Source organism: Pseudomonas sp. F3-2 (genome assembly GCF_038804275.1).
In the GTDB taxonomy this organism is placed as follows: domain Bacteria; phylum Pseudomonadota; class Gammaproteobacteria; order Pseudomonadales; family Pseudomonadaceae; genus Aquipseudomonas.
Genome location: NZ_CP152388.1, coordinates 730,701 through 751,935 on the forward strand (window position 1 = coordinate 730,701; position 21,235 = coordinate 751,935).

Below are 21,235 nucleotides of genomic sequence, written 5' to 3' on the forward strand. Positions count from 1 at the left end.
GCTTGGGTAGAATCCTCAGCTTGTTTCGCACAATCGTCATTAAAGGAAGGCCAATGCCACAGCCCTACAGTGCGCGCAGTCGCGCCATCGAACCCTTTCATGTCATGGTACTGCTGGCGCGGGCCAATGAACTGCAGGCGGCGGGGCACGATGTCATTCACCTCGAAATCGGCGAGCCCGACTTCACGACGGCCGAACCTATCGTCAAAGCCGGTCAGGCCGCTCTGGCAGCCGGAAAAACCCGTTACACCGCAGCCCGTGGCCTGCCTGAACTGCGCGACGCGATTGCCGGCTACTACGCCAGCCGTTATGGCCTGGACATCGATCCGCGGCGGATCTTGATTACTCCAGGCGGTTCGGGCGCGTTGTTGCTGGCAACCAGTCTGCTGGTCGATCCTGGTAAGCACTGGTTGTTGGCCGATCCGGGATATCCCTGCAACCGGCACTTCCTGCGTCTGGTCGAGGGCGCTGCGCAATTGGTGCCGGTCGGTCCGGACGTCCGCTATCAACTCACGCCTGAACTGATCGCCAGCCACTGGAACGAGGACAGTGTCGGCGCCCTGGTCGCGTCCCCGGCCAACCCGACAGGCACGTTGTTGCACCGTGATGAACTTGCCGCGCTTTCATCCTCGCTCAAGGCGCGCGATGGGCATCTGGTGGTTGACGAGATTTATCACGGCCTGACCTACGGCACCGACGCGGCCAGTGTCCTGGAAGTGGATAACGACGCATTTGTGCTCAATAGCTTTTCAAAGTATTTCGGCATGACGGGATGGCGTCTTGGCTGGCTGGTCGCTCCGGAAGTGGCGGTCGGTGATCTGGAAAAGCTCGCTCAAAACTTGTACATCAGCGCGCCGAGCATGGCGCAGAGTGCTGCCCTGGCCTGTTTCGAGCCGCAAACGCTGGCTATCCTCGAAGAGCGTCGTGCCGAATTCGGTAAGCGTCGGGACTTCCTGCTGCCTGCATTGCGTGAGTTGGGCTTCAATATCGCCGTCGAGCCGGAAGGCGCGTTCTATCTATATGCGGACATCAGCACCTTCGGCGGTGATGCGTTCGCATTCTGCCGGCATTTTCTGGAAACCGAGCACGTCGCGTTTACTCCCGGGCTTGATTTTGGCCGCTATCAGGCCGGCCATCACGTGCGTTTCGCCTACACGCAAAGCCTGCCGCGCCTGCAGGAAGCCGTCGAGCGGATCGGACGTGGCCTGCGGAGCTGGCAAGGCTGATGCGTTTTTCTCCTCCACTCGAAGAAGCCCGGCTGATCCAGCGCTACAAGCGGTTCCTGGCCGATATCGAAACCTCTAGCGGCGAAAAGCTGACCATTCACTGCCCCAACACCGGTTCCATGTTCAATTGCATGATGCCGGGCGGCCGGGTCTGGTTCAGCCGCTCCAATGATCCCAAACGTAAGCTGCCCGGCACGTGGGAGATCAGCGAAACACCTCAAGGTCGCTTCGCGTGCGTCAACACCGGCCGTGCCAACAAGCTGGTGGAAGAGGCGCTGCTGGCAGGCGTGATCACAGAATTGAACGGGTTTACTGCAATCAAGCGCGAAGTCGCTTACGGGCAGGAAAACAGTCGCGTCGATTTTCGTCTGGATTACCCCCTGGGCCCGCTGTTTCTTGAAGTGAAGAGCGTGACGCTGGGTTTTGACGACAGCAATGTCGCGGCATTTCCTGACGCCGTCACCCAGCGCGGCGCCAAACATTTGCGTGAACTGGCGACGCTGGCGCGGGAAGGCGTGCGGGCAGTGCTGCTGTATTGCGTGAACCTGACGGGTGTCGAGGGTGTACGGCCGGCGGAAGAGATCGACGCCGCCTACGCGGCAGCCCTGCGCGAAGCCGTTGCGGCCGGTGTGGACGTCCTGGCGTATGGGGTGCAGTTGACGCCCGACGAAGCGCGCATCGACCGGCGACTACAGATCCATCTGCATGATCTCAATCATCCCGTGCCTGTTCTGGCAGATTGATCCACACACCGTCCGCATCTTCGTCGCAGGCGATTGCGCCCAGGGCCTGACCCTCGCAGGGGCCCGCAACGCATTCGCCGCTTTCTATGAGAAACAGGGCGCCGTGAGTGGCGCATTGAATCAGGCTGGCGCTGCTGTCCAGAAACTGGTCCGGCTGCCATTCCAGTGCCACGCCCCGATGAGGACAGCGATTGCGGTAGACGTAAATCTGCCCGGCGCGACGGATTGCCATCAGCGCCAGGCCCTCGACCTCAAAGCCAACGCTTTTGCCCTCTTTGATGCGGTCGCTGTTGCACAGGTATTTCAGCGTAGGCTCCTTCGCGCTTGACGCGTAAATGCAAATAATTATCAAATTGCCCGGCTTCGACCTGCAGCATCGACAGTGTGCCAGCTCGCTGAATTGCGAGTCGACACGACGTACCAGAGGAACCGCTGACAAGCGCACTCCGTTTCGCCTTCCATATAAGGGATCTCCCCGTTATGCGTTTCATGACCCGACTGACCGCGATCTTGACCGGCCTGGTGATTGCGAACCTGGCCTTGGCCGACACTCCATTGCCGCAACGCTGGGTCAGCGCCGGGGGCGCGTTGACCGAGTGGGTCGTGGCATTGGGCGGCGAGTCGTATCTGGTCGGCGTCGACACCACCAGTCAGCACCCGCAGACGCTGAAAACGCTGCCCAGCATCGGTTATCAGCGTCAGTTGTCGTCGGAAGGCATCCTCAGTCTGCGTCCGGACATTCTTGTCGGGACCGAAGAAATGGGGCCTCCCGCTGTCATCGAACAATTGCGTGCTGCCGGCATCAAGGTGCAAGTGTTATCTGCCAGCGCTGATGTGTCTGCACTGAAAGGTAATCTGGAAACGCTTGGCACATTGCTCGGCAAACAGGATGAGGCCCGTCGTCTCAGCGAGAGCTTCGCGCGGCAACTGGACAGTCAGCACACGTGGGTCGATCAGGCGCAACAACATCAGTCGGCCCCTGGCGTGTTGCTGCTGGTCAGTCATGCGGGCGCCGCGCCCATGGTTGCAGGCGCAGGGACCGTGGGCGACTGGTTGATCAAGCAGGCTGGAGGCCGCAATCTGGCCACCCACAGCGGTTATAAGATTTTCTCCGCCGAGGCCATGGCGGGGCTCAGTCCCGAGGTGATGGTGTTCACCGACCGCGCCCAGAATGGCGCTTCGGCGCGTGACGCCCTGCTCAAGCAGAACCCGGTACTGGCGGCCTCTCGGGCTGCGCGTGACAACAGATTCGTGGAAATCGACCCAACACTGCTGGTGGGCGGCTTGGGCCCACGTCTGCCTGAGGCGATCAAGCACTTGAGCAAAGCCTTCTATCCTGCAGATACCTCCATCAACGCCAAGGTGTCGCCCGCTCAATGAGGGTCATCCTGCAACCGCGAACGCTGTTCATTGTGCTGAGCGTGGCATGTCTACTGGCCGTCTGGCTGTCTCTTGCGCTAGGGCCGGTCAGTCTGCCGCTGATGGATACCTTGCGCGCCGGCCTGCGCCTGCTCGGCTTTCCGATTGCCGGCCACGACTTGCAGCAAGCCGAATTGATCCTTGGCCAGATCCGTCTGCCGCGCACGTTGCTCGGTCTGGCGGTGGGCGCAGTGCTGGCGCTGTCTGGCGTCGCGATGCAAGGCCTGTTTCGCAATCCACTGGCCGACCCCGGTCTGGTTGGCGTTTCCAGCGGCGCAGCACTCGGCGCAGCTGTCGCCATTGTGGCAGGCGCTTCACTGGGTGGGCTGCCGGAAGCCTTCGCACCGTATCTGCTTTCCCTCTGTGCCTTCGCTGGCGGATTGATGGTGACCGGTGTCGTTTACCGGCTGGGCAGGCGCGATGGCCAGACCAGCGTCGGCATCATGTTGCTGGCGGGCGTGGCAATGACGGCGCTGGCCGGCTCAATCATCGGGCTTTTCACGTATCTGGCGGACGACGCGACGTTGCGCACGCTGACATTCTGGAACCTGGGCACGCTCAACGGCGCGAGTTACGCGCGTTTGTGGCCGCTGTTGCTGGTCTGCGTGCTCGTGATCGTTTGGCTGCCGCGTCGGGCGAAAGCGTTGAACGCGCTGTTGCTGGGTGAGTCCGAAGCGCGTCACCTGGGTATCGAGGTGGAGCGTCTCAAGGGCGAATTGATCCTGTGCACCGCGCTCGGCGTGGGCGCGGCCGTGGCGGCGGCCGGACTGATCGGGTTTGTCGGTCTGATCGTGCCGCATCTGGTCCGGCTGATCGCAGGCCCCGATCATCGGGTGGTGTTGCCTGCGTCGGCGCTGGCTGGTGCGAGCCTGCTGCTGTTCGCCGACGTCTTTGCCCGTCTGGTGCTGGCTCCGGCGGAGTTGCCGATCGGTATCGTGACGGCATTCCTCGGCGCGCCCTTCTTTTTATTCCTGCTGGTCAGAGGGCGGACCTGATGATGATCGCCGAAAACCTCTGCGTTCACCGGGACGGCAAGGACGTCCTGATGAATGTCGACCTGACGCTTGCCCCAGGCGAAATTCTTGGTGTGCTCGGTCCGAACGGCGCAGGAAAGAGCACGCTGCTCGGCGCCATGAGTGGTGAACTGAAAACCGCGAAAGGGCGGGTCAGCCTGGACAACCGCGCGCTGGCTGAATGGAGCGGTCGTGAGCGCGCGCGGCGCCTGGCGGTTTTGCCGCAGAGCTCGACGTTGAGCTTTGCATTCAACGTCCATGAGGTGATCGCCATGGGGCGACTGCCACACGATACGGGCCGGGAACGCGATGCCGAGATCATTCGTGCGTCACTTGAGGCAGTCGACTCGCTTCATCTGCAGGATCGCAATTACCTGACCTTGTCAGGGGGTGAGCGTCAGCGGGTGCATCTGGCGCGAGTGCTGGCACAATTGGCAGGGGGCGAGGGCGCCCAGACGCTGTTACTGGATGAGCCGACGTCCATGCTCGACCCCTTGCACCAACACACCACCTTGCAGGCCGTGCGTGAATTTGCTGATCGCGGTGGTGCCGTGCTGGTCATCCTGCACGATCTGAACCTGGCTGCGCGCTACTGTGAGCACCTGTTGCTGCTCGAAAACGGTCGACCTTATCTGTCAGGGTCGCCGCAGGTCGTGCTGGCGCCCGAGCCGCTGAAGTCGGTGTTCGGGCTGGACGTACTGGTGCAGCCTCATCCCGAGCGAGGTCATCCGCTGGTGATTGCGCGTTGAGCCAGCGGCCGGGTCTGCTGCGCGCTCGGCGCCCTTTTACACACTGCGCTTGCAGGCAATGTCCTAAGGACATTTCCGATACTCGCGTAGGCTGACTCTCTCGCCGTCCCGAGACCCTTTCTTCGTACCCTCGCTGGATTATCGTCCGCTCAACGACAGCATCGAGGAGGCGGGATGAACGCAGTAAACGACAACAGCGAAGCGTTGGCACAGCAGGCGATTGGCTTGATGGAGCTGACATCGTTGAACGCCGATGACACTCAGGAACGGATCATTGCGTTATGCCAGCGCGCGCTCACGCCTGTCGGGGATGTGGCCGCCGTGTGCGTTCTGCCCCGATTCGCAGGACTGGCGCGGCGCACGCTCGATAACCTGCGGGCGCGAGACGTCAAAGTAGTCGCGGCGGTCAATTTCCCCGGCGGAAGCCCGATGATCGCATCCGTGGAGTCGGAAACCCAGGCGGCCATTCTGGCGGGCGCTGACGAAATCGACCTGGTCTATCCGTTCCATGCGCTGTTGGGTGGCAATAAGCACATCGGTGGCGAAATGATTGCGGCCTGTAAGGCGAAATGCACGCGACGCGCCAGCCTGACCATCACGCTGGAGACCGGCGTGCTGCGGGATCCGCAAATGATTTACGGCGTGTGTCGGGTCGCCATTCAGGAGGGCGCCGGCTTTCTGAAGACCAGCACGGGCAAGCAGATCATCAGCGCCACCCCGCAAGCCAGCCGCATCCTGCTTGAAGCCATCGCCGAGACAGGCGCGCATGTCGGGCTGAAGGCTTCGGGCAATGTACGCACACTGGCAGAGGCGCAGGTTTACATGGAGCAGGCCAGCGCCCGATTCGGCGATTTCTGGCTGGAGCAGGGGAGGTTGCGTTTGGGTGCGACGAGTCTGCTGGATGATCTGTTGCTGCATCTGGGCGTGGGTTCGTAGCGCTTCTCGTCTCTTCTTCTCTTTTCTTCGGGCAAAAAAAGACCCGGCAAAAAGCCGGGTCAAAAACCGTGATTAGCCTGATGAGGAGATAATCTGAACGTCCGAACCAAGGAGCCATTCAGGTTACCGGCCAGTCTCGCGACTGGATGTGATAATCATAGTGATTCTCATTTGTAAGTCAACAGGCAATCCCAAACTATTTTCCTGCCTGCATGACCTGAGCGGCAGCCTGCCGATTGCCCAGTCTTTCAAGCTGTTGATTGAGCGAGTTTTTTCGTTCGATGGATAAATCGCACCAGTGCAGGTCGAGCAGCGCGCCTTCAAGCGCGTAGAGAAGTACTTTCGAGGCGCGAAAGCCTTTGGTTCTGACGGCGCGATAAGCGTGAATGGCGCCAACACGACGAAGGTCGGCCGCGTTATGTATGCCTGCAGCATGCAGCCATTGAGCCGAGGTCTTCCCCAGATTTTTCATGCGTTGCAGTTCATCATCCATGATCATGACATGCGTCCTTGTGACTGTAGCTCCTTGTTAAACAGCTCCAGGACTTGACGCAAACTTCAGGACAAGCCGTAAGAATGAGTGTAGTTGCGATGGCGGGTGCGGAAGGTGATGACCTGTAAAAGTCGGCTCAAGGCGCCGAACGGTCACTAAATGGCAGGCAGCACGGCACGGGCCCGGCATGAGGGCGCATGCAGGGCGTCGGTGTTTTTGCTGTGGGAATCAGAACTTAGCGGGTGCGATAACGCAGGCGAGTGCCGAAGTTGACTGACATGAGGATCTCGTCCGCGCTCAGCTCGGGTGGAAAGTACGCCCCGGAAATCTGAGCGTGAGCAATGCTGGCGCCTTCGAGCAGCGTGGTGCGGAAGTCAACGCCGCGCAGATCCGCAGAGCGAAAATACGCATCGCTGAAGTCGATGTCCGCAGCGTTGAGTTCGCGAAGGTCAAGACCGCGAAAGTCGCCGCCGGACAAATCGATGGAGCCTGTTTTGGGGCGCTGGAGATTGAAAGCGGTGATGTCGTCTTTGCGCAGTAAAGCGAACAGCGGTGAGTCGAGCTGCTTGGGCTGGTTCATCTGGCGTCCCCTTGTTGGAATTCTGACGCCATTATAATGCCACTATTCTCGAGCCGTGAAGCGATATCTCCACGACTCGACCACCGGTGAAGTCCTGCCTTACAGCCCTGGCAGGCGCTGGCGAATGTCAGTGACCAGCCTGTCCAGATCGCCGCTGATATTGGTTTCAACATGCCGGCTGCGCAGGATTTCGTCCGCAGTCAGAGGCTCGCGGCTGGCAAGCTGAGCTTCGATGACCTCTATCGTCGCGTCGGAAGGGTCCTGATTGTGTGCCTGACGTTGGGCCAGCCAGCCCTGGATGACGGCTTTAGGCGCCGCGCAGTCGAGAATCAGGAACGGCGCGCCGGTCGATTCGGCAATGTGCGCCGTCGCGAGACGTTGCTCCAGTTTCAGGTACGTGGCGTCGATCACGACCGGCAGCCCCGCATGCAGGACGACCGCCGCCAGCTCGTTCAGGCGCGCGTAAGTTGCATCGCTCGCATCGGCGGAATACAGGTCCTTGCGGTCTTTGAACAGGCGCTTGCGCTCGACATCGGAACGCAGGCGAACGGCGCCCAGCGCTTCGACCAGGCGCATGGCCACATGGCTTTTGCCAACGGCGGAGACGCCATGAGTGATCGCCAGGAAATTCGAGGGAATTGCGCTGTAGCTTTCCGCCAGATTGGCGTAGTTGCGATATTGGCGCAGCGTGGTGGCGCGCTGCACGTGATCGGCATCGGCTGAGAGGCTGAACAGGGCGACCTTGGCGCGGACCAGCGCCCGATACGCTTTGTAGAAGTTCAGCAGTTCCAGGCCTGCATAGTCGCCGGTGAGCTCCAGATACTGGCTGACGAAGCGACGCGAAAGGCTTTTCAGGCCACGGTCTTCCAGGTCCATCGCAAGAAACCCGACATCGGCGTACACGTCGGTCATGCGGAACGGCTCGTTGAATTCGATGCAGTCGAAGATCACGACCTTGCCGTCGATCAATGTGGCGTTGCCCAGATGGATGTCGCCGTGACACTCGCGGGTGAAGCCTTCGAGCTTGCGTTGCGCCATCAGAGGCTTGAGGCGCTCGAAGCTGGTTTTCGCCCAGGCTTCCAGAGCCTGCAGCTGGATCAAGTCAGCCTTTTCGCTCAGGAACGGCAGAATCTGCTCGAAGTTCTGTACGACAGGCGCCATTACGCTGTCTGGCGAACCATACGGCTTATCGGCCGCCACCACTGGCGCCTTCAGATGAAACTCTGCGACCTGTCTGGCCATGTCGTCGATGTGCGCCGTGGTCAGTTCGCCGTTGGTTTGCAGCGTGCTGAGCAAACCATCCTGAGGGAACTGGCGCATTTTCAGAACGTATTCGATGGCCTCGCCTTCACCGCCCAGCTGCGGCGCTTCGGCAGTGCCGGTCACTGGCAGCACTTGCAGATACAAATCTTCGGTCAGGCGCTGGTTGAGCATCAATTCCTGCTCGCAGAAATGCTTGCGGTCGGCCAGCGTGGTGAAATCAAGGAAGCCGAAATTGACTGGCTTTTTCATTTTGTAAACATAAGGGCCCGTGAGCAGCACCCAGGAAATATGCGTTTCAATGAGCTGGAACTGCTCCACCGGATGTGGAAACAGAGCGGGGTTTTGCAGGGCTGCTATCAATGTCTGGCTCACGGACGATCCTTGAAAGATTACAAATCGGTGGAGAAGTGTCTGAAGGCGGCCATTATGGCCGCTTGGCGCATCGCTGCAAACCGCTGTGAGCGGCTCTGCCGATGACTTGGAAAGTGCGTATAATCCGCCGCCATGACCCGATCCCGTACTTCCAAAAAATCCCCGAAACCCGCCAACAGCCGCGTTCGCAGCCTGTTGGGCTGGGCCCTGAAACTCAGTCTTGTCGGCCTGGTGATCCTGGCCTGCTTCGCCGTTTACCTGGACTCCATCGTCCAGGAGAAATTCTCCGGCAAGCGCTGGACGATCCCGGCCAAGGTCTACGCTCGTCCGCTGGAATTGTTCGTCGGCCAAAAGCTGTCGCGCGACGACTTCCTGATCGAGCTCGATGCGCTGGGCTATCGCCGTGAAAGCGTCGCCAACGGGCCAGGTGCTGCGTCGGTGAACGGCAACAGCGTCGATCTCAATACCCGCGGTTTTCAGTTTTATGAGGGCGCCGATCCTGCACAGCAGATTCACGTGCGCTTCTCCGGGGACTACGTCGCCGACCTGACCGCGGCCAACGGCTCCAAGCTCGCCGTTGCGCGCCTTGAACCGCTGATGATCGGCGGGCTGTATCCGAAGAACCTTGAAGACCGGATCCTCATCAAGCTCGATCAGGCGCCGCCTTATCTGCTCGACACACTGGTTACCGTCGAAGACCGCGATTTCTACCACCACTTTGGCGTATCGCCGAAGTCCATCGCCCGTGCCTTCTGGGTCAACGCATCGGCAGGCCAGATGCGCCAGGGCGGGTCGACGCTGACTCAGCAGTTGGTGAAAAACTTTTACCTGACCAACGAGCGCAGCATTACGCGCAAGCTCACCGAAGCGATGATGGCTGTGCTGCTGGAGATCCATTACAGCAAGCAGGAGATTCTCGAGGCTTACCTGAACGAAGTGTTCGTCGGTCAGGATGGTCAGCGTGCGGTGCACGGCTTTGGCCTTGCGAGTCAGTATTTCTTCAGTCAGCCGCTGTCCGAGCTGAAGCTGCATCAGGTGGCGTTGCTGGTCGGTCTGGTCAAAGGGCCTTCTTATTACAACCCGCGTCGCAACCCGGACCGTGCGTTGGAGCGGCGAAATCTGGTGCTGGACCTGCTGGAGCAGCAAGGCGTCGCCACGCCTGAAGCGGTGGCGGCGGCGAAGAAAATGCCGCTGGGCGTCACCAAGACAGGTTCTTTGGCCGACAGCTCGTTCCCGGACTTCCTCGATCTGGTCAAACGCCAGTTGCGTCAGGACTACCGGGACGAAGACTTGACCGAGGAAGGGCTGCGGATCTTCACCAGCTTCGATCCGATCCTGCAAATGAAGTCCGAAGCTGCAGTGCGTGAGAGCTTCGCGAAGATAGCCGGGCGCAAGGGCGCGGACGAAATGGAAACGGCGATGGTCGTGACTAACCCCGAGACTGGCGAGGTTCAGGCGCTGATCGGCAGCCGGCAGGCGGGCTTTGCCGGCTTCAATCGGGCGCTGGATGCGGTCAGGCCGATTGGCTCGTTGGTCAAGCCGGCTATCTACCTGACCGCGCTGGAGCGGCCTCAACAGTACACCCTCACCAGTTGGGTGCCGGACGAGCCGTTTCAGGTGAAAGGTGCGGATGGCCAGATCTGGAAACCGCAGAACTTCGATCACAAGGCCCACGGGAATATCTTCCTGTACCAGGGGCTGGCGCATTCTTACAACTTGTCGAGCGCCAAGCTGGGGCTTGATCTGGGCGTGCCGAATGTTTTCAAGACGCTGACCAAGCTGGGCGTGACCCGTGACTGGCCGGCGTTCCCATCGATGCTGCTGGGCGCTGGCGCCTTGAGCCCGATAGAAGTCGCGACGATGTACCAGACGATCGCCAGCGGTGGTTTCAATACGCCATTGCGCGGGATCCGCAGCGTGCTCACGGCAGAGGGCGAGCCGCTCAAACGTTATCCGTTCCAGATCCAGCAACGTTTCGATCCGGGTTCGATCTATCTCCTGCAGAACGCCATGCAGCGTGTCATGCGTGAAGGCACAGGCAAGTCGGTGTACAACGTCTTGCCGAGCACGCTGAATCTGGCGGGCAAGTCCGGCACCACGAACGACTCCCGTGACAGCTGGTTTGCAGGTTTCAGTCAGGATCTGCTGGCGATTGTCTGGATGGGGCGCGACGATAACGGCAAGACGCCGTTCACCGGTGCAACTGGCGCGTTGCAGATCTGGACCAGCTTCATGAAAAAAGCCGATCCGCTGCCGCTGGACATGGCGATGCCTGACAACGTCGTGCAGGCGTGGGTCAATGCGAGCACCGGACAGGGCACCGATCCAAGCTGCCCGAACGCTGTGCAGATGCCGTATATTCGCGGCAGTGAGCCGCAACCCGGCCCGACATGCGGTGGACCGTCAGCGCCTGCCGATTCGGTGATGGACTGGGTCAAAGGCTGGTTGAACTAAGCAAAGAGGGTGTCAAGTGAACAAGTGGTGGATTCCGGCTTTAACGGCCTTGGCTTTGCTTAACGGTTGTGCAAGTCAGACGCGCAGCGCCATTCCGGTGGTGGACTCCGGGTCGCGCGTGTCCAACAGCGAGCGCGTTTCATCGAACCGCAACAACACATATCGCGCGCCCGCCCAGAACCAGGCTCAGCCTCAGGCCATTCCCGAGGATTCAGGCGTCGTGGTGATGGTGCCAGGCGGCGCGAATGCCAGTGCTGCGCCGATCTCGACATTCGTGCCGCCGAGCAATAACGCCCCCATCAGCACCGCCCCGATCGATACTTCACCGGTCAATCTGGCGCCGGCGGGCAGCACCTATACGCCGCCAGCAGCTACCAGCAACACCTACAACATGCCATCTTCATCGGTGCCGACCGGCATTCCGTCGGCGTCCAGCGGTGGCCTGTCGGCTGACGAGCAGCTTGATGGCCCGGTGCTGGCCTTGCTGACCACCGCTCAACAGCAGCAGAGCAGCGGCGATCTCAACGGCGCGGCCTCCAGCCTCGAGCGCGCTCAGCGGGTCGCTCCGCGTGAACCTCAGGTTCTCTATCGTCTGGCACAGGTTCGCCTGGCTCAGGGCGACGCCCCGCAGGCCGAGCAACTGGCCCGTCGCGGCCTGACCTATGCCAATGGCCGCGCCAGTCTTCAGGCAAGCCTTTGGGGACTGATCGCGCAATCACGCGAGAAGCAGGGCGATGCGGCCGGTGCAGCCTTGGCGCGGCAGAAAGCCAATGGATAAACGCTTCCCGGAGATCGCTGACCAACTGCTGTTGATCGAACGCGAGCTTCGTGTGCTGGGCTGGTGGAGGGAGGTGCCGCCCAGCGACGAAGAGCTCGCTAGCCGCGAGCCGTTTTGTGTCGATACGCTGGATTTCGATCAATGGCTGCAGTGGATTTTCCTGCCACGCATGAAGACCATTCTCGAGCAGGACCTGGCGCTGCCCAGCGCCTCCGGCATCCTGGAAATGGCGCAGATGGTGTACGCCACCCGCGCTCGCGAAACCCGTGAGCTGCAAGCCCTGCTGGCTCAGTTCGATCGCCTGATCACTGAATCGACCTGACCTCAGTTGCAGTTGTCGTCGAGGTACTGCTTGACCTCGACGATACGCGCCTGACGTTCCTCCTCGGTAAAACGCCGGAATTCTCCATTCACTTCTTCGCGCACTCGCGGATTGTTCTGTAGCTGCGCAAGGTTGGTGCGCTGTCTTTCGCACGCCTCCTTGCGCTTGGCATCCTGGGCCGCGACCTGCCTTCTGATCTTCGCGTCCGTGGCTTGCTGTTCTTCGGCGCCGCTGGACTGCGAGGGTGAAGGCGGAGGCGGTACGACGGGCTTTTGCGTCTCGATCTCTTGCGCAGGCTGTCCTGCCGGCGGCTGCGCGTCGAAATGAGTCACGCCCTGGGCGTCGACCCATTTATAGATCTGGGCCGCCTGACTGACCACCGGGCTGACCGCACATGCCAGCGTGGCGGCAAAAATCATCCAGCGCATTACTGCTTCCTTAACGTCTGTGGCTGTCTGGCGGAAAACTATCACAAGCCTGCCACGACGACCTCATTCGGTGCTTTTTCATGCCCGGTGGGTGAAGAAAGCGCATGGATGACTTGACTTGCAGGGAGCGAATCAGAACAATCCAAAGTTCGCTGTAGAGGGACTGCCAGAAGCAGACCGTCTCGGTAGATCATGAGGCGCACACCCGCGCCGACCTGTAACACCCGCAACGCGTTACCTCGCGCTGGGTGGGAAGACCCCGAAACACTTAAGGGGCGATCCCAATACTTGCTCAGTCAGTGCTGACGTAGTCGGCGACCACCGTCGCTCATGCTCTGCTTTGCAGTAAACCTATTAAGACCCGTCTCCTCGTTTGTGTGGACGGTATTCTGGCGTTTTAGAGGTGAACAACGTGGAGCTTTTATCTGGCGCTGAAATGGTCGTCCGCTTTTTGCGTGACGAAGGCGTTGAGCATATCTATGGGTACCCGGGTGGTGCCCTCCTGCATATTTACGACGCGCTGTTCAAAGAACCGGCTGTGAGCCACATCCTCGTTCGTCACGAACAGGCTGCCACTCACATGGCCGACGGTTATGCTCGTGCCACCGGCAAAGCGGGCGTGGTCCTGGTGACCTCTGGTCCCGGCGCCACCAATGCGATCACCGGTATCGCCACGGCCTACATGGACTCGATCCCGATGGTCGTGCTGTCGGGTCAGGTTCCGAGCACCATGGTGGGGACCGACGCATTCCAGGAAACCGACATGATCGGTATCTCCCGGCCGATCGTGAAGCACAGCTTCATGATCAAACACCCGTCGGAAATCCCGGAAGTGCTCAAAAAGGCCTTCTACCTGGCGCAGTCCGGCCGTCCTGGTCCTGTCGTTGTCGACATTCCGAAAGACATGACCAACCCGGCGGAGAAGTTCGAATACGTATTCCCCAAGAAAGCCAAGCTGCGTTCTTACAGCCCGGCTGTTCGTGGTCACTCCGGTCAGATCCGCAAAGCCGTGGAAATGCTGGTCGCGGCCAAGCGCCCGATCATCTATGCCGGCGGCGGCGTAGTCATGGGCAACGGCTCGGCGCAACTGACCGAACTGGCACAGCTTCTTAATGCTCCGGTGACCAATACGCTGATGGGTCTCGGTGCCTACCCTGGCACCGATCGCCAGTTCGTCGGCATGCTCGGCATGCACGGCAGCTACACCGCCAACCTTGCGATGCACCACGCTGACGTGATTCTGGCTGTCGGCGCACGCTTCGACGACCGCGTCATCAACGGGCCATCGAAGTTTTGCCCGAACGCCAAAGTCATCCACATCGATATCGACCCGGCGTCGATCTCCAAGACCATCAAGGCTGACGTGCCTATCGTCGGTCCGGTCGAGAGCGTTCTGACCGAGATGGTCACCACCCTCAAGGAAATCGGCGAGACGCCAAGCAAGGATTCGGTGGCTACCTGGTGGAAGCAGATCGATGAGTGGCGTGCCGGTGGGGATCTGTTCCCGTACAACCGTGGCGACGGCAGCCTGATCAAGCCTCAGACGGTCATCGAAACATTGTGCGAAGTCACCAAGGGCGATGCTTACGTTTCGTCCGACGTGGGTCAGCACCAGATGTTTGCGGCTCAGTACTACCGCTTCAACAAGCCTAACCGCTGGATCAACTCTGGCGGCCTGGGCACGATGGGCTTCGGTCTGCCGGCGGCCATGGGCGTTGCGCTGAGCTTTCCGGATGCGGACGTCGCCTGCGTGACAGGCGAGGGCAGCATCCAGATGAACATCCAGGAACTGTCGACCTGCCTGCAATACAACCTGCCGGTGAAGATCATCCTGCTCAACAACGGCGTGCTCGGCATGGTTCGTCAATGGCAGGACATGAGCTACAGCGGCCGCCACTCGCATTCCTACATGGAGTCGCTGCCTGACTTCGTGAAGCTGGTCGAGGCGTATGGCCACGTTGGCATGAAGATCACCGATCTGAAAGACCTGAAGCCGAAAATGGAAGAAGCGTTCGCCATGAAGGATCGCCTGGTGTTCCTCGACATCCAGGTCGACGTCGCCGAGCACGTTTATCCGATGCAAATCAGAGACGGCTCGATGCGTGACATGTGGCTGAGCAAGACGGAGCGGACATAACCATGCGGCACATCATTTCGCTACTGCTGGAAAACGAACCGGGTGCCCTGTCTCGCGTCGTCGGGCTGTTTTCGCAGCGTAACTACAACATCGAAAGCCTGACCGTGGCGCCCACCGAAGACCCGACCCTGTCGCGTCTGACGCTGACGACCGTCGGGCACGATGAGGTGATCGAGCAGATCACCAAGAACCTCAACAAGCTGGTTGAAGTGGTCAAGTTGGTGGATCTGTCGGAAAGCGCCCATATCGAGCGTGAGCTGATGCTGATCAAGGTGAAGGCCACCGGTGCTCAACGTGCCGAGATCAAACGCACCACCGATATTTTCCGTGGGCAGATCGTCGATGTTTCCAGCAGCGTTTATACCGTGCAGCTGACAGGGACGAGCGACAAACTGGACAGCTTCATCCAGGCCATCGGCACCACTGCCATCCTGGAAACCGTACGCAGCGGCGTCACGGGCATTGCCCGCGGCGACAAAGTGCTGAGCATCTAACCTACATTTAGCGAATGGCCTGAACGGCCGAGATAACAGGGGAATTTCATGAAAGTTTATTACGACAAAGACTGCGACCTTTCGATCATCCAGGGCAAAAAAGTTGCCATCATCGGTTACGGTTCGCAGGGCCACGCTCAAGCGTGCAACCTGAAAGACTCCGGCGTTGATGTCACCGTTGGTCTGCGCAAAGGTTCGGCCACTGTCGCCAAGGCTGAAGCCCACGGCCTGAAAGTGACTGACGTCGCTACCGCCGTTGCCGCTGCTGACCTGGTCATGATCCTGACCCCGGACGAGTTCCAGTCCCAGCTGTACAAGAACGAAATCGAGCCGAATATCAAGAAAGGCGCCACCCTGGCCTTCTCCCACGGTTTCGCGATTCACTACAACCAGGTCGTGCCACGCGCTGATCTGGACGTGATCATGATCGCGCCAAAAGCGCCAGGTCACACCGTACGTACCGAATTCGTTAAAGGCGGCGGCATCCCTGACCTGATCGCTGTTTACCAGGACGCCTCGGGCAACGCCAAAAACGTCGCGCTGTCTTACGCTTCGGGCGTGGGCGGTGGCCGTACCGGTATCATCGAAACCACGTTCAAAGACGAAACCGAGACCGACCTGTTCGGCGAACAAGCCGTTCTGTGCGGTGGTACCGTCGAGCTGGTGAAAGCCGGTTTCGAAACGCTGGTCGAAGCGGGTTATGCGCCAGAAATGGCGTACTTCGAGTGCCTGCACGAACTGAAACTGATCGTTGACCTCATGTACGAAGGCGGTATCGCCAACATGAACTACTCGATCTCCAACAACGCCGAATACGGCGAATACGTGACCGGTCCTGAAGTCATCAACGCCGAATCCCGTCAGGCCATGCGCAACGCTCTGAAGCGCATCCAGGACGGTGAGTACGCGAAGATGTTCATCGCCGAAGGCGCCAGCAACTATGCGTCGATGACCGCCAAGCGTCGTAACAACAAGGCTCATGGCATCGAGATCATCGGTGAGCAACTGCGCTCGATGATGCCTTGGATCGCCAAAAACAAAATCGTCGACCAGACCAAGAACTAAGCGTCACGCCATCTGGTTCCGGTTTACGAAAAGCGCGGCCTTCGGGTCGCGCTTTTTCGTTATGGGGGCTCATCTGGTATAAAGCTGCATCGTTTGCCGGCGCATTGGCGCCGCGAGCACTTGTCGAAATTTCCCAGCTGCAAGGTGTTGTCCATGAGCGAACGTCCCGAAGAGCCGAACAAGGCCTCTGACGCCGAAAGCCTGCTACCGATCGATGAACATATTGAAGAAGGGCACGATGCCGAAGGGCGCAAGGTCCGTCATCGCGGTATCTATCTGCTGCCCAACCTGTTCACCACCGCGAACCTGTTCGCCGGTTTTTACGCCATCATCAGTGCCATGAGCGCTCAGAGCGCAATGAGTGCGGGCGATCAGGTCGGCGCGAGTAAATATTTCGCGTTCGCCGCGATCGCCATCTTCGTAGCGATGGTGCTCGATGGCCTGGATGGTCGCGTGGCGCGGATGACCAATACGCAGAGCGCATTCGGCGCTGAATACGACTCGCTCTCCGACATGGTCGCCTTCGGCGTGGCGCCGGCGCTGCTGGCGTTCGGCTGGGCACTTGGCGACATGGGTAAGGTTGGCTGGATGGTCGCCTTCATTTATGTAGCGGGCGCTGCCTTGCGTCTGGCGCGCTTCAATACCCAAGTGGGCAAGGCCGACAAGCGCTACTTCATCGGACTCGCCAGCCCGGCTGCTGCCGGCGTCGTGGCCGGTACGGTCTGGGCGTTCAGCGATTACGGGATTCAAGGCTCCAAGCTGTCCTTCCTGGTCGCGTTGCTGGTTGCCGCAGCGGGCATGCTGATGGTCAGCAACATCAAGTACAACAGCTTCAAGGAACTGGACCTCAAAGGCCGGGTGCCTTTTGTCGCCATCCTGGCCGTCGTGCTGGTGTTTGCCGTGGTGTTCAGTGATCCGCCGCGCATTCTGTTGCTGATCTTCCTGGGCTACGCTGCCTCGGGCCCGATCCAGTATCTGCTGCGCCTGCGTCGGCATAAGTAATCAATTTCCCGCATACTCCGCAGTCATAGGTACATCAGTTCTCTATCGCTGCGGAGTCAGTATGCTGATCAAGTCGCCATCAGCGTCCGATTGCAAAGAGTCGGACGTTACGCCTGAAGCCCTTTACCTTTCTCGCCGTGCCGTGCTCGGCGCAACCTTTGCCGGATTCGCCGCCAGTGCGCTGCCACGCTGGTCCTTGGCGGACGAGGTTTCGCAGTATGCCGGCGTCGACCCGGGCGCAGCCCCTGCCTGGCTCAAAACCAGGCTGACCGCGACCCGGTGGCAGGCCGTCACGGTTAAAGACGAAGCCATCACGCCGTACAAGGACGCCACGCATTACAACAACTTCTATGAGTTCGGCACCGACAAGGGCGATCCTGCGCTCAATGCCGGATCGCTGAAGACCGAGCCGTGGAGCGTGGTCATCGACGGGGAGGTCGGCAAGCCGGGCAGGTACGCGCTTGAAGACTTCATCAAGCCTTACCAGCTGGAGGAGCGAATCTATCGGCTTCGTTGTGTCGAGGCCTGGTCGATGGTCATCCCGTGGATCGGGTTTCCGATATCCGAGCTTCTCAAGCAGGTCGAGCCTACTTCCAGCGCGAAGTACATCCGTTTCGAAACACTGCAGGATCCACAGAGCATGCCCGGGCAGCGTTCCGGCTTTGCCTTGATTGACTGGCCTTACGTAGAAGGGTTGCGCCTTGATGAGGCAATGAATCCGCTGGCAATCCTCGCGGTCGGCATGTACGGACGCGAGCTCCCGAACCAGAACGGGGCTCCGTTGCGCCTGGTCGTTCCATGGAAGTACGGCTTCAAAAGCGTGAAATCCATCGTGCGCATCAGTCTTGTGAGCGAGCAGCCGAAGACGACCTGGCAGAGCATCGCCGCCAACGAATACGGTTTCTACGCCAACGTGAATCCAACGGTCGATCACCCGCGATGGACTCAGGCCCACGAGCGGCGTCTGCCGGGCAGCCTGTTCAGCCCCAACATCCGGCAAACCGAAATGTTCAACGGGTATGGGGAGCAGGTCGCCTCTCTCTATACGGGGATGGATTTGCGGAAGAATTATTGATGCGCTTCTGGTTCTGGCGTCTGTCTGTTTTCGTCGCGGCATGTGTTGCGCCGGCGCTGTGGTTCCATCAGGCATGGATTCTCGATCTCGGGCCTGATCCGGGCAAGGCGCTGGTGGACCGGTTTGGACTGGGTACGCTGATCGTGTTGCTGATAACGTTGGCCATGACCCCGCTGCAGCGCATCACCGGCTGGGCGGGCTGGATTGCGGTGCGTCGTCAGCTTGGGCTGTGGTGTTTCGCGTATGTCGTGCTGCACATGCTGGCTTATAGCTTCTTCATTCTAGGTTTCGATTGGGCTCAACTTGGCGTGGAGTTGGTCAAGCGGCCCTACATTATCGTAGGGACGCTGGCTTTCCTCTGTCTTCTGGCACTGGCCGTTACTTCCAACCGCTATAGTCAGCGCCGACTTGGCACGCGGTGGAAGAAGTTGCACAGGCTTATCTATGCAGTGCTGGGCCTTGGTCTGCTGCATATGTTCTGGATTGTCCGGGCTGATCTCAAAGAGTGGTCCATTTATGCGAGCATCGGCGCGCTTCTTCTTCTCATGCGGCTTCCTGTGATTGCAGGTCGCTTATCGCGGCGAAGAGCCCCTAAATTGGATGCGGCGAGAAAAGTTTGAATTAGTGCTTGACGCCCCTCTCAATGTCTCTATAATTCGCCCCACTTCCGGCGCAGGCGAAACGGAAAACTCCTTGAGATTCAACGAGTTAGACGAAGTAAGCAGCGCGGAGGGGCTTCGATTCAGGTCACTGAATCGGCAGCGGTGAAAAAGGTGGTTGACAGCAGATTGTAACGCTGTAGAATTCGCCTCCCGCTGACGTGAGACGCCAAGTCGAACGAAGCGCAAGTGGTTGAAGTTGCAAAGGAAACTTTGAAAACTTCTGAAAATAACCGCTTGACAGATGATGAGGACGCTGTAGAATGCGCGCCTCGGTTGAGGCGAAAGGCTCTTAACCAACCGCTCTTTAACAACTGAATCAAGCAATTCGTGTGGGTGCTTGTGTCGTAAGACTGAAGTCGCAAGATTATCAGCAACGCAAGTTACTCCACGAGAAATCATGGTTTAACCAACGATTGCTGAGCCAAGTTTATAGGGTTTTCTCAAAACCCGATTGCAGTATTGAACTGAAGAGTTTGATCATGGCTCAGATTGAACGCTGGCGGCAGGCCTAACACATGCAAGTCGAGCGGATGAAGGGAGCTTGCTCCCTGATTCAGCGGCGGACGGGTGAGTAATGCCTAGGAATCTGCCTGGTAGTGGGGGACAACGTCTCGAAAGGGACGCTAATACCGCATACGTCCTACGGGAGAAAGTGGGGGATCTTCGGACCTCGCGCTATCAGATGAGCCTAGGTCGGATTAGCTAGTTGGTGAGGTAATGGCTCACCAAGGCGACGATCCGTAACTGGTCTGAGAGGATGATCAGTCACACTGGAACTGAGACACGGTCCAGACTCCTACGGGAGGCAGCAGTGGGGAATATTGGACAATGGGCGAAAGCCTGATCCAGCCATGCCGCGTGTGTGAAGAAGGTCTTCGGATTGTAAAGCACTTTAAGTTGGGAGGAAGGGTTGCTGATTAATACTCTGCAATTTTGACGTTACCGACAGAATAAGCACCGGCTAACTCTGTGCCAGCAGCCGCGGTAATACAGAGGGTGCAAGCGTTAATCGGAATTACTGGGCGTAAAGCGCGCGTAGGTGGTTTGTTAAGTTGAATGTGAAATCCCCGGGCTCAACCTGGGAACTGCATCCAAAACTGGCAAGCTAGAGTAGGGCAGAGGGTGGTGGAATTTCCTGTGTAGCGGTGAAATGCGTAGATATAGGAAGGAACACCAGTGGCGAAGGCGACCACCTGGGCTCATACTGACACTGAGGTGCGAAAGCGTGGGGAGCAAACAGGATTAGATACCCTGGTAGTCCACGCCGTAAACGATGTCAACTAGCCGTTGGAATCCTTGAGATTTTAGTGGCGCAGCTAACGCATTAAGTTGACCGCCTGGGGAGTACGGCCGCAAGGTTAAAACTCAAATGAATTGACGGGGGCCCGCACAAGCGGTGGAGCATGTGGTTTAATTCGAAGCAACGCGAAGAACCTTACCAGGCCTTGACATCCAGTGAACTTACCAGAGATGGTTTGGTGCCTTCGGGAACACTGAGACAGGTGCTGCATGGCTGTCGTCAGCTCGTGTCGTGAGATGTTGGGTTAAGTCCCGTAACGAGCGCAACCCTTGTCCTTAGTTACCAGCACGTTATGGTGGGCACTCTAAGGAGACTGCCGGTGACAAACCGGAGGAAGGTGGGGATGACGTCAAGTCATCATGGCCCTTACGGCCTGGGCTACACACGTGCTACAATGGTCGGTACAGAGGGTTGCCAAGCCGCGAGGTGGAGCTAATCCCACAAAACCGATCGTAGTCCGGATCGCAGTCTGCAACTCGACTGCGTGAAGTCGGAATCGCTAGTAATCGCGAATCAGAATGTCGCGGTGAATACGTTCCCGGGCCTTGTACACACCGCCCGTCACACCATGGGAGTGGGTTGCACCAGAAGTAGCTAGTCTAACCCTCGGGAGGACGGTTACCACGGTGTGATTCATGACTGGGGTGAAGTCGTAACAAGGTAGCCGTAGGGGAACCTGCGGCTGGATCACCTCCTTAATCGAAGACTCAGCTTCTTCGCAAGT

The 21,235-nt window shown here is 59.2% G+C and carries 20 protein-coding genes and 1 rRNA gene; 16 read left to right on the forward strand and 5 right to left on the reverse strand.

Translation table 11 applies throughout. The annotated features are described in order from the left end of the window. The first annotated feature begins 53 nt into the window (after positions 1–53). A complete protein-coding gene (locus tag AAGQ88_RS03305; RefSeq protein ID WP_342654427.1) occupies positions 54–1,226 on the forward strand; it encodes a pyridoxal phosphate-dependent aminotransferase in 1,173 nt (390 codons plus the stop codon). Further along, on the forward strand, positions 1,226–1,969 hold the full coding sequence (sfsA, locus tag AAGQ88_RS03310; protein WP_342654428.1) for a DNA/RNA nuclease SfsA: 744 nt from the start codon (positions 1,226–1,228) through the stop codon (positions 1,967–1,969). The genes AAGQ88_RS03305 and sfsA overlap by 1 nt, the downstream gene beginning before the upstream one ends. Here sfsA and AAGQ88_RS03315 read toward each other — a convergent pair. Then, positions 1,938–2,276 (reverse strand): Rieske 2Fe-2S domain-containing protein, encoded by a 339-nt coding sequence (locus AAGQ88_RS03315; protein ID WP_342655730.1) that lies wholly within the window; start codon positions 2,274–2,276, stop codon positions 1,938–1,940. The two genes, sfsA and AAGQ88_RS03315, sit on opposite strands and share 32 nt — an antisense overlap. Before the next feature lie 173 nt (positions 2,277–2,449). Between AAGQ88_RS03315 and AAGQ88_RS03320 the strand changes: the two genes are divergently transcribed. The 4 genes from AAGQ88_RS03320 to deoC all read left to right on the forward strand — a co-directional run bounded on the left by AAGQ88_RS03320 (position 2,450) and on the right by deoC (position 6,086). Next, the gene (locus AAGQ88_RS03320; RefSeq protein WP_342654429.1) at positions 2,450–3,349 is read left to right on the forward strand and encodes an ABC transporter substrate-binding protein; all 900 of its coding nucleotides are present in this window, start codon (positions 2,450–2,452) and stop codon (positions 3,347–3,349) included. Continuing rightward, a complete protein-coding gene (locus AAGQ88_RS03325) occupies positions 3,346–4,383 on the forward strand; it encodes an iron chelate uptake ABC transporter family permease subunit (RefSeq protein WP_342654430.1) in 1,038 nt (345 codons plus the stop codon). The genes AAGQ88_RS03320 and AAGQ88_RS03325 overlap by 4 nt, the downstream gene beginning before the upstream one ends. Next, on the forward strand, positions 4,383–5,150 hold the full coding sequence (locus AAGQ88_RS03330; protein ID WP_342654431.1) for a heme ABC transporter ATP-binding protein: 768 nt from the start codon (positions 4,383–4,385) through the stop codon (positions 5,148–5,150). The genes AAGQ88_RS03325 and AAGQ88_RS03330 overlap by 1 nt, the downstream gene beginning before the upstream one ends. A 174-nt stretch (positions 5,151–5,324) precedes the next feature. Next, positions 5,325–6,086 carry a deoxyribose-phosphate aldolase gene (gene deoC, locus AAGQ88_RS03335; RefSeq protein WP_342654432.1) on the forward strand — a complete coding sequence of 254 codons (762 nt, stop codon included), beginning with the start codon at positions 5,325–5,327 and terminating at the stop codon, positions 6,084–6,086. A 196-nt stretch (positions 6,087–6,282) separates the two neighbouring features. Here the strand turns inward: deoC and AAGQ88_RS03340 are convergent, their stop codons facing one another. The 3 genes from AAGQ88_RS03340 to AAGQ88_RS03350 form a co-directional block, all read right to left on the reverse strand. Further along, on the reverse strand, positions 6,283–6,579 hold the full coding sequence (locus tag AAGQ88_RS03340) for a TfoX/Sxy family protein (protein ID WP_342655731.1): 297 nt from the start codon (positions 6,577–6,579) through the stop codon (positions 6,283–6,285). Positions 6,580–6,814: 235 nt separating this feature from the next. Beyond that, positions 6,815–7,159 (reverse strand): pentapeptide repeat-containing protein, encoded by a 345-nt coding sequence (locus AAGQ88_RS03345; protein ID WP_342654433.1) that lies wholly within the window; start codon positions 7,157–7,159, stop codon positions 6,815–6,817. 99 nt (positions 7,160–7,258) lie between these two features. After that, positions 7,259–8,794 carry an AAA family ATPase gene (locus tag AAGQ88_RS03350; protein WP_342654434.1) on the reverse strand — a complete coding sequence of 512 codons (1,536 nt, stop codon included), beginning with the start codon at positions 8,792–8,794 and terminating at the stop codon, positions 7,259–7,261. Positions 8,795–8,926: 132 nt separating this feature from the next. Here AAGQ88_RS03350 and mrcB point away from each other — a divergent pair, with 132 nt between their 5' ends. From mrcB to AAGQ88_RS03365, 3 genes are read left to right on the forward strand one after another with little or no spacing between them, the layout of a single operon-like run. Then, positions 8,927–11,248, forward strand: coding sequence for a penicillin-binding protein 1B (gene mrcB, locus AAGQ88_RS03355; protein ID WP_342654435.1), 2,322 nt, complete (start codon positions 8,927–8,929; stop codon positions 11,246–11,248). Between the two features lie 16 nt (positions 11,249–11,264). Continuing rightward, positions 11,265–12,026, forward strand: a complete 762-nt coding sequence (locus tag AAGQ88_RS03360; RefSeq protein WP_342654436.1) for a tetratricopeptide repeat protein — start codon at positions 11,265–11,267, stop codon at positions 12,024–12,026. After that, positions 12,019–12,348 (forward strand): YqcC family protein, encoded by a 330-nt coding sequence (locus tag AAGQ88_RS03365; protein ID WP_285424180.1) that lies wholly within the window; start codon positions 12,019–12,021, stop codon positions 12,346–12,348. The genes AAGQ88_RS03360 and AAGQ88_RS03365 overlap by 8 nt, the downstream gene beginning before the upstream one ends. 2 nt (positions 12,349–12,350) lie before the next feature. Here the strand turns inward: AAGQ88_RS03365 and AAGQ88_RS03370 are convergent, their stop codons facing one another. Then, entirely contained in the window at positions 12,351–12,776 is a 426-nt protein-coding gene (locus tag AAGQ88_RS03370) for a DUF4124 domain-containing protein (RefSeq protein WP_342654437.1), read from the reverse strand. A 412-nt stretch (positions 12,777–13,188) separates the two neighbouring features. Between AAGQ88_RS03370 and AAGQ88_RS03375 the strand changes: the two genes are divergently transcribed. The 7 genes from AAGQ88_RS03375 to AAGQ88_RS03405 all read left to right on the forward strand — a co-directional run bounded on the left by AAGQ88_RS03375 (position 13,189) and on the right by AAGQ88_RS03405 (position 21,209). Continuing rightward, a complete protein-coding gene (locus AAGQ88_RS03375; protein WP_285424178.1) occupies positions 13,189–14,913 on the forward strand; it encodes an acetolactate synthase 3 large subunit in 1,725 nt (574 codons plus the stop codon). A 2-nt stretch (positions 14,914–14,915) separates the two neighbouring features. Next, entirely contained in the window at positions 14,916–15,407 is a 492-nt protein-coding gene (gene ilvN, locus AAGQ88_RS03380; protein WP_093469284.1) for an acetolactate synthase small subunit, read from the forward strand. A 48-nt stretch (positions 15,408–15,455) separates the two neighbouring features. Further along, positions 15,456–16,472, forward strand: coding sequence for a ketol-acid reductoisomerase (gene ilvC, locus AAGQ88_RS03385; protein ID WP_093469287.1), 1,017 nt, complete (start codon positions 15,456–15,458; stop codon positions 16,470–16,472). Positions 16,473–16,625: 153 nt separating this feature from the next. Further along, complete coding sequence (pssA, locus tag AAGQ88_RS03390) at positions 16,626–17,474, forward strand: CDP-diacylglycerol--serine O-phosphatidyltransferase (RefSeq protein ID WP_074759257.1); 849 nt, start codon at positions 16,626–16,628, stop codon at positions 17,472–17,474. Positions 17,475–17,535: 61 nt separating this feature from the next. Next, positions 17,536–18,549, forward strand: coding sequence for a protein-methionine-sulfoxide reductase catalytic subunit MsrP (gene msrP / locus AAGQ88_RS03395; protein ID WP_342654438.1), 1,014 nt, complete (start codon positions 17,536–17,538; stop codon positions 18,547–18,549). Further along, positions 18,549–19,169, forward strand: coding sequence for a protein-methionine-sulfoxide reductase heme-binding subunit MsrQ (msrQ, locus tag AAGQ88_RS03400; RefSeq protein ID WP_342654439.1), 621 nt, complete (start codon positions 18,549–18,551; stop codon positions 19,167–19,169). The genes msrP and msrQ overlap by 1 nt, the downstream gene beginning before the upstream one ends. 503 nt (positions 19,170–19,672) lie before the next feature. Beyond that, positions 19,673–21,209 (forward strand): 16S ribosomal RNA (locus tag AAGQ88_RS03405). The last annotated feature ends 26 nt before the right edge of the window (positions 21,210–21,235 follow it).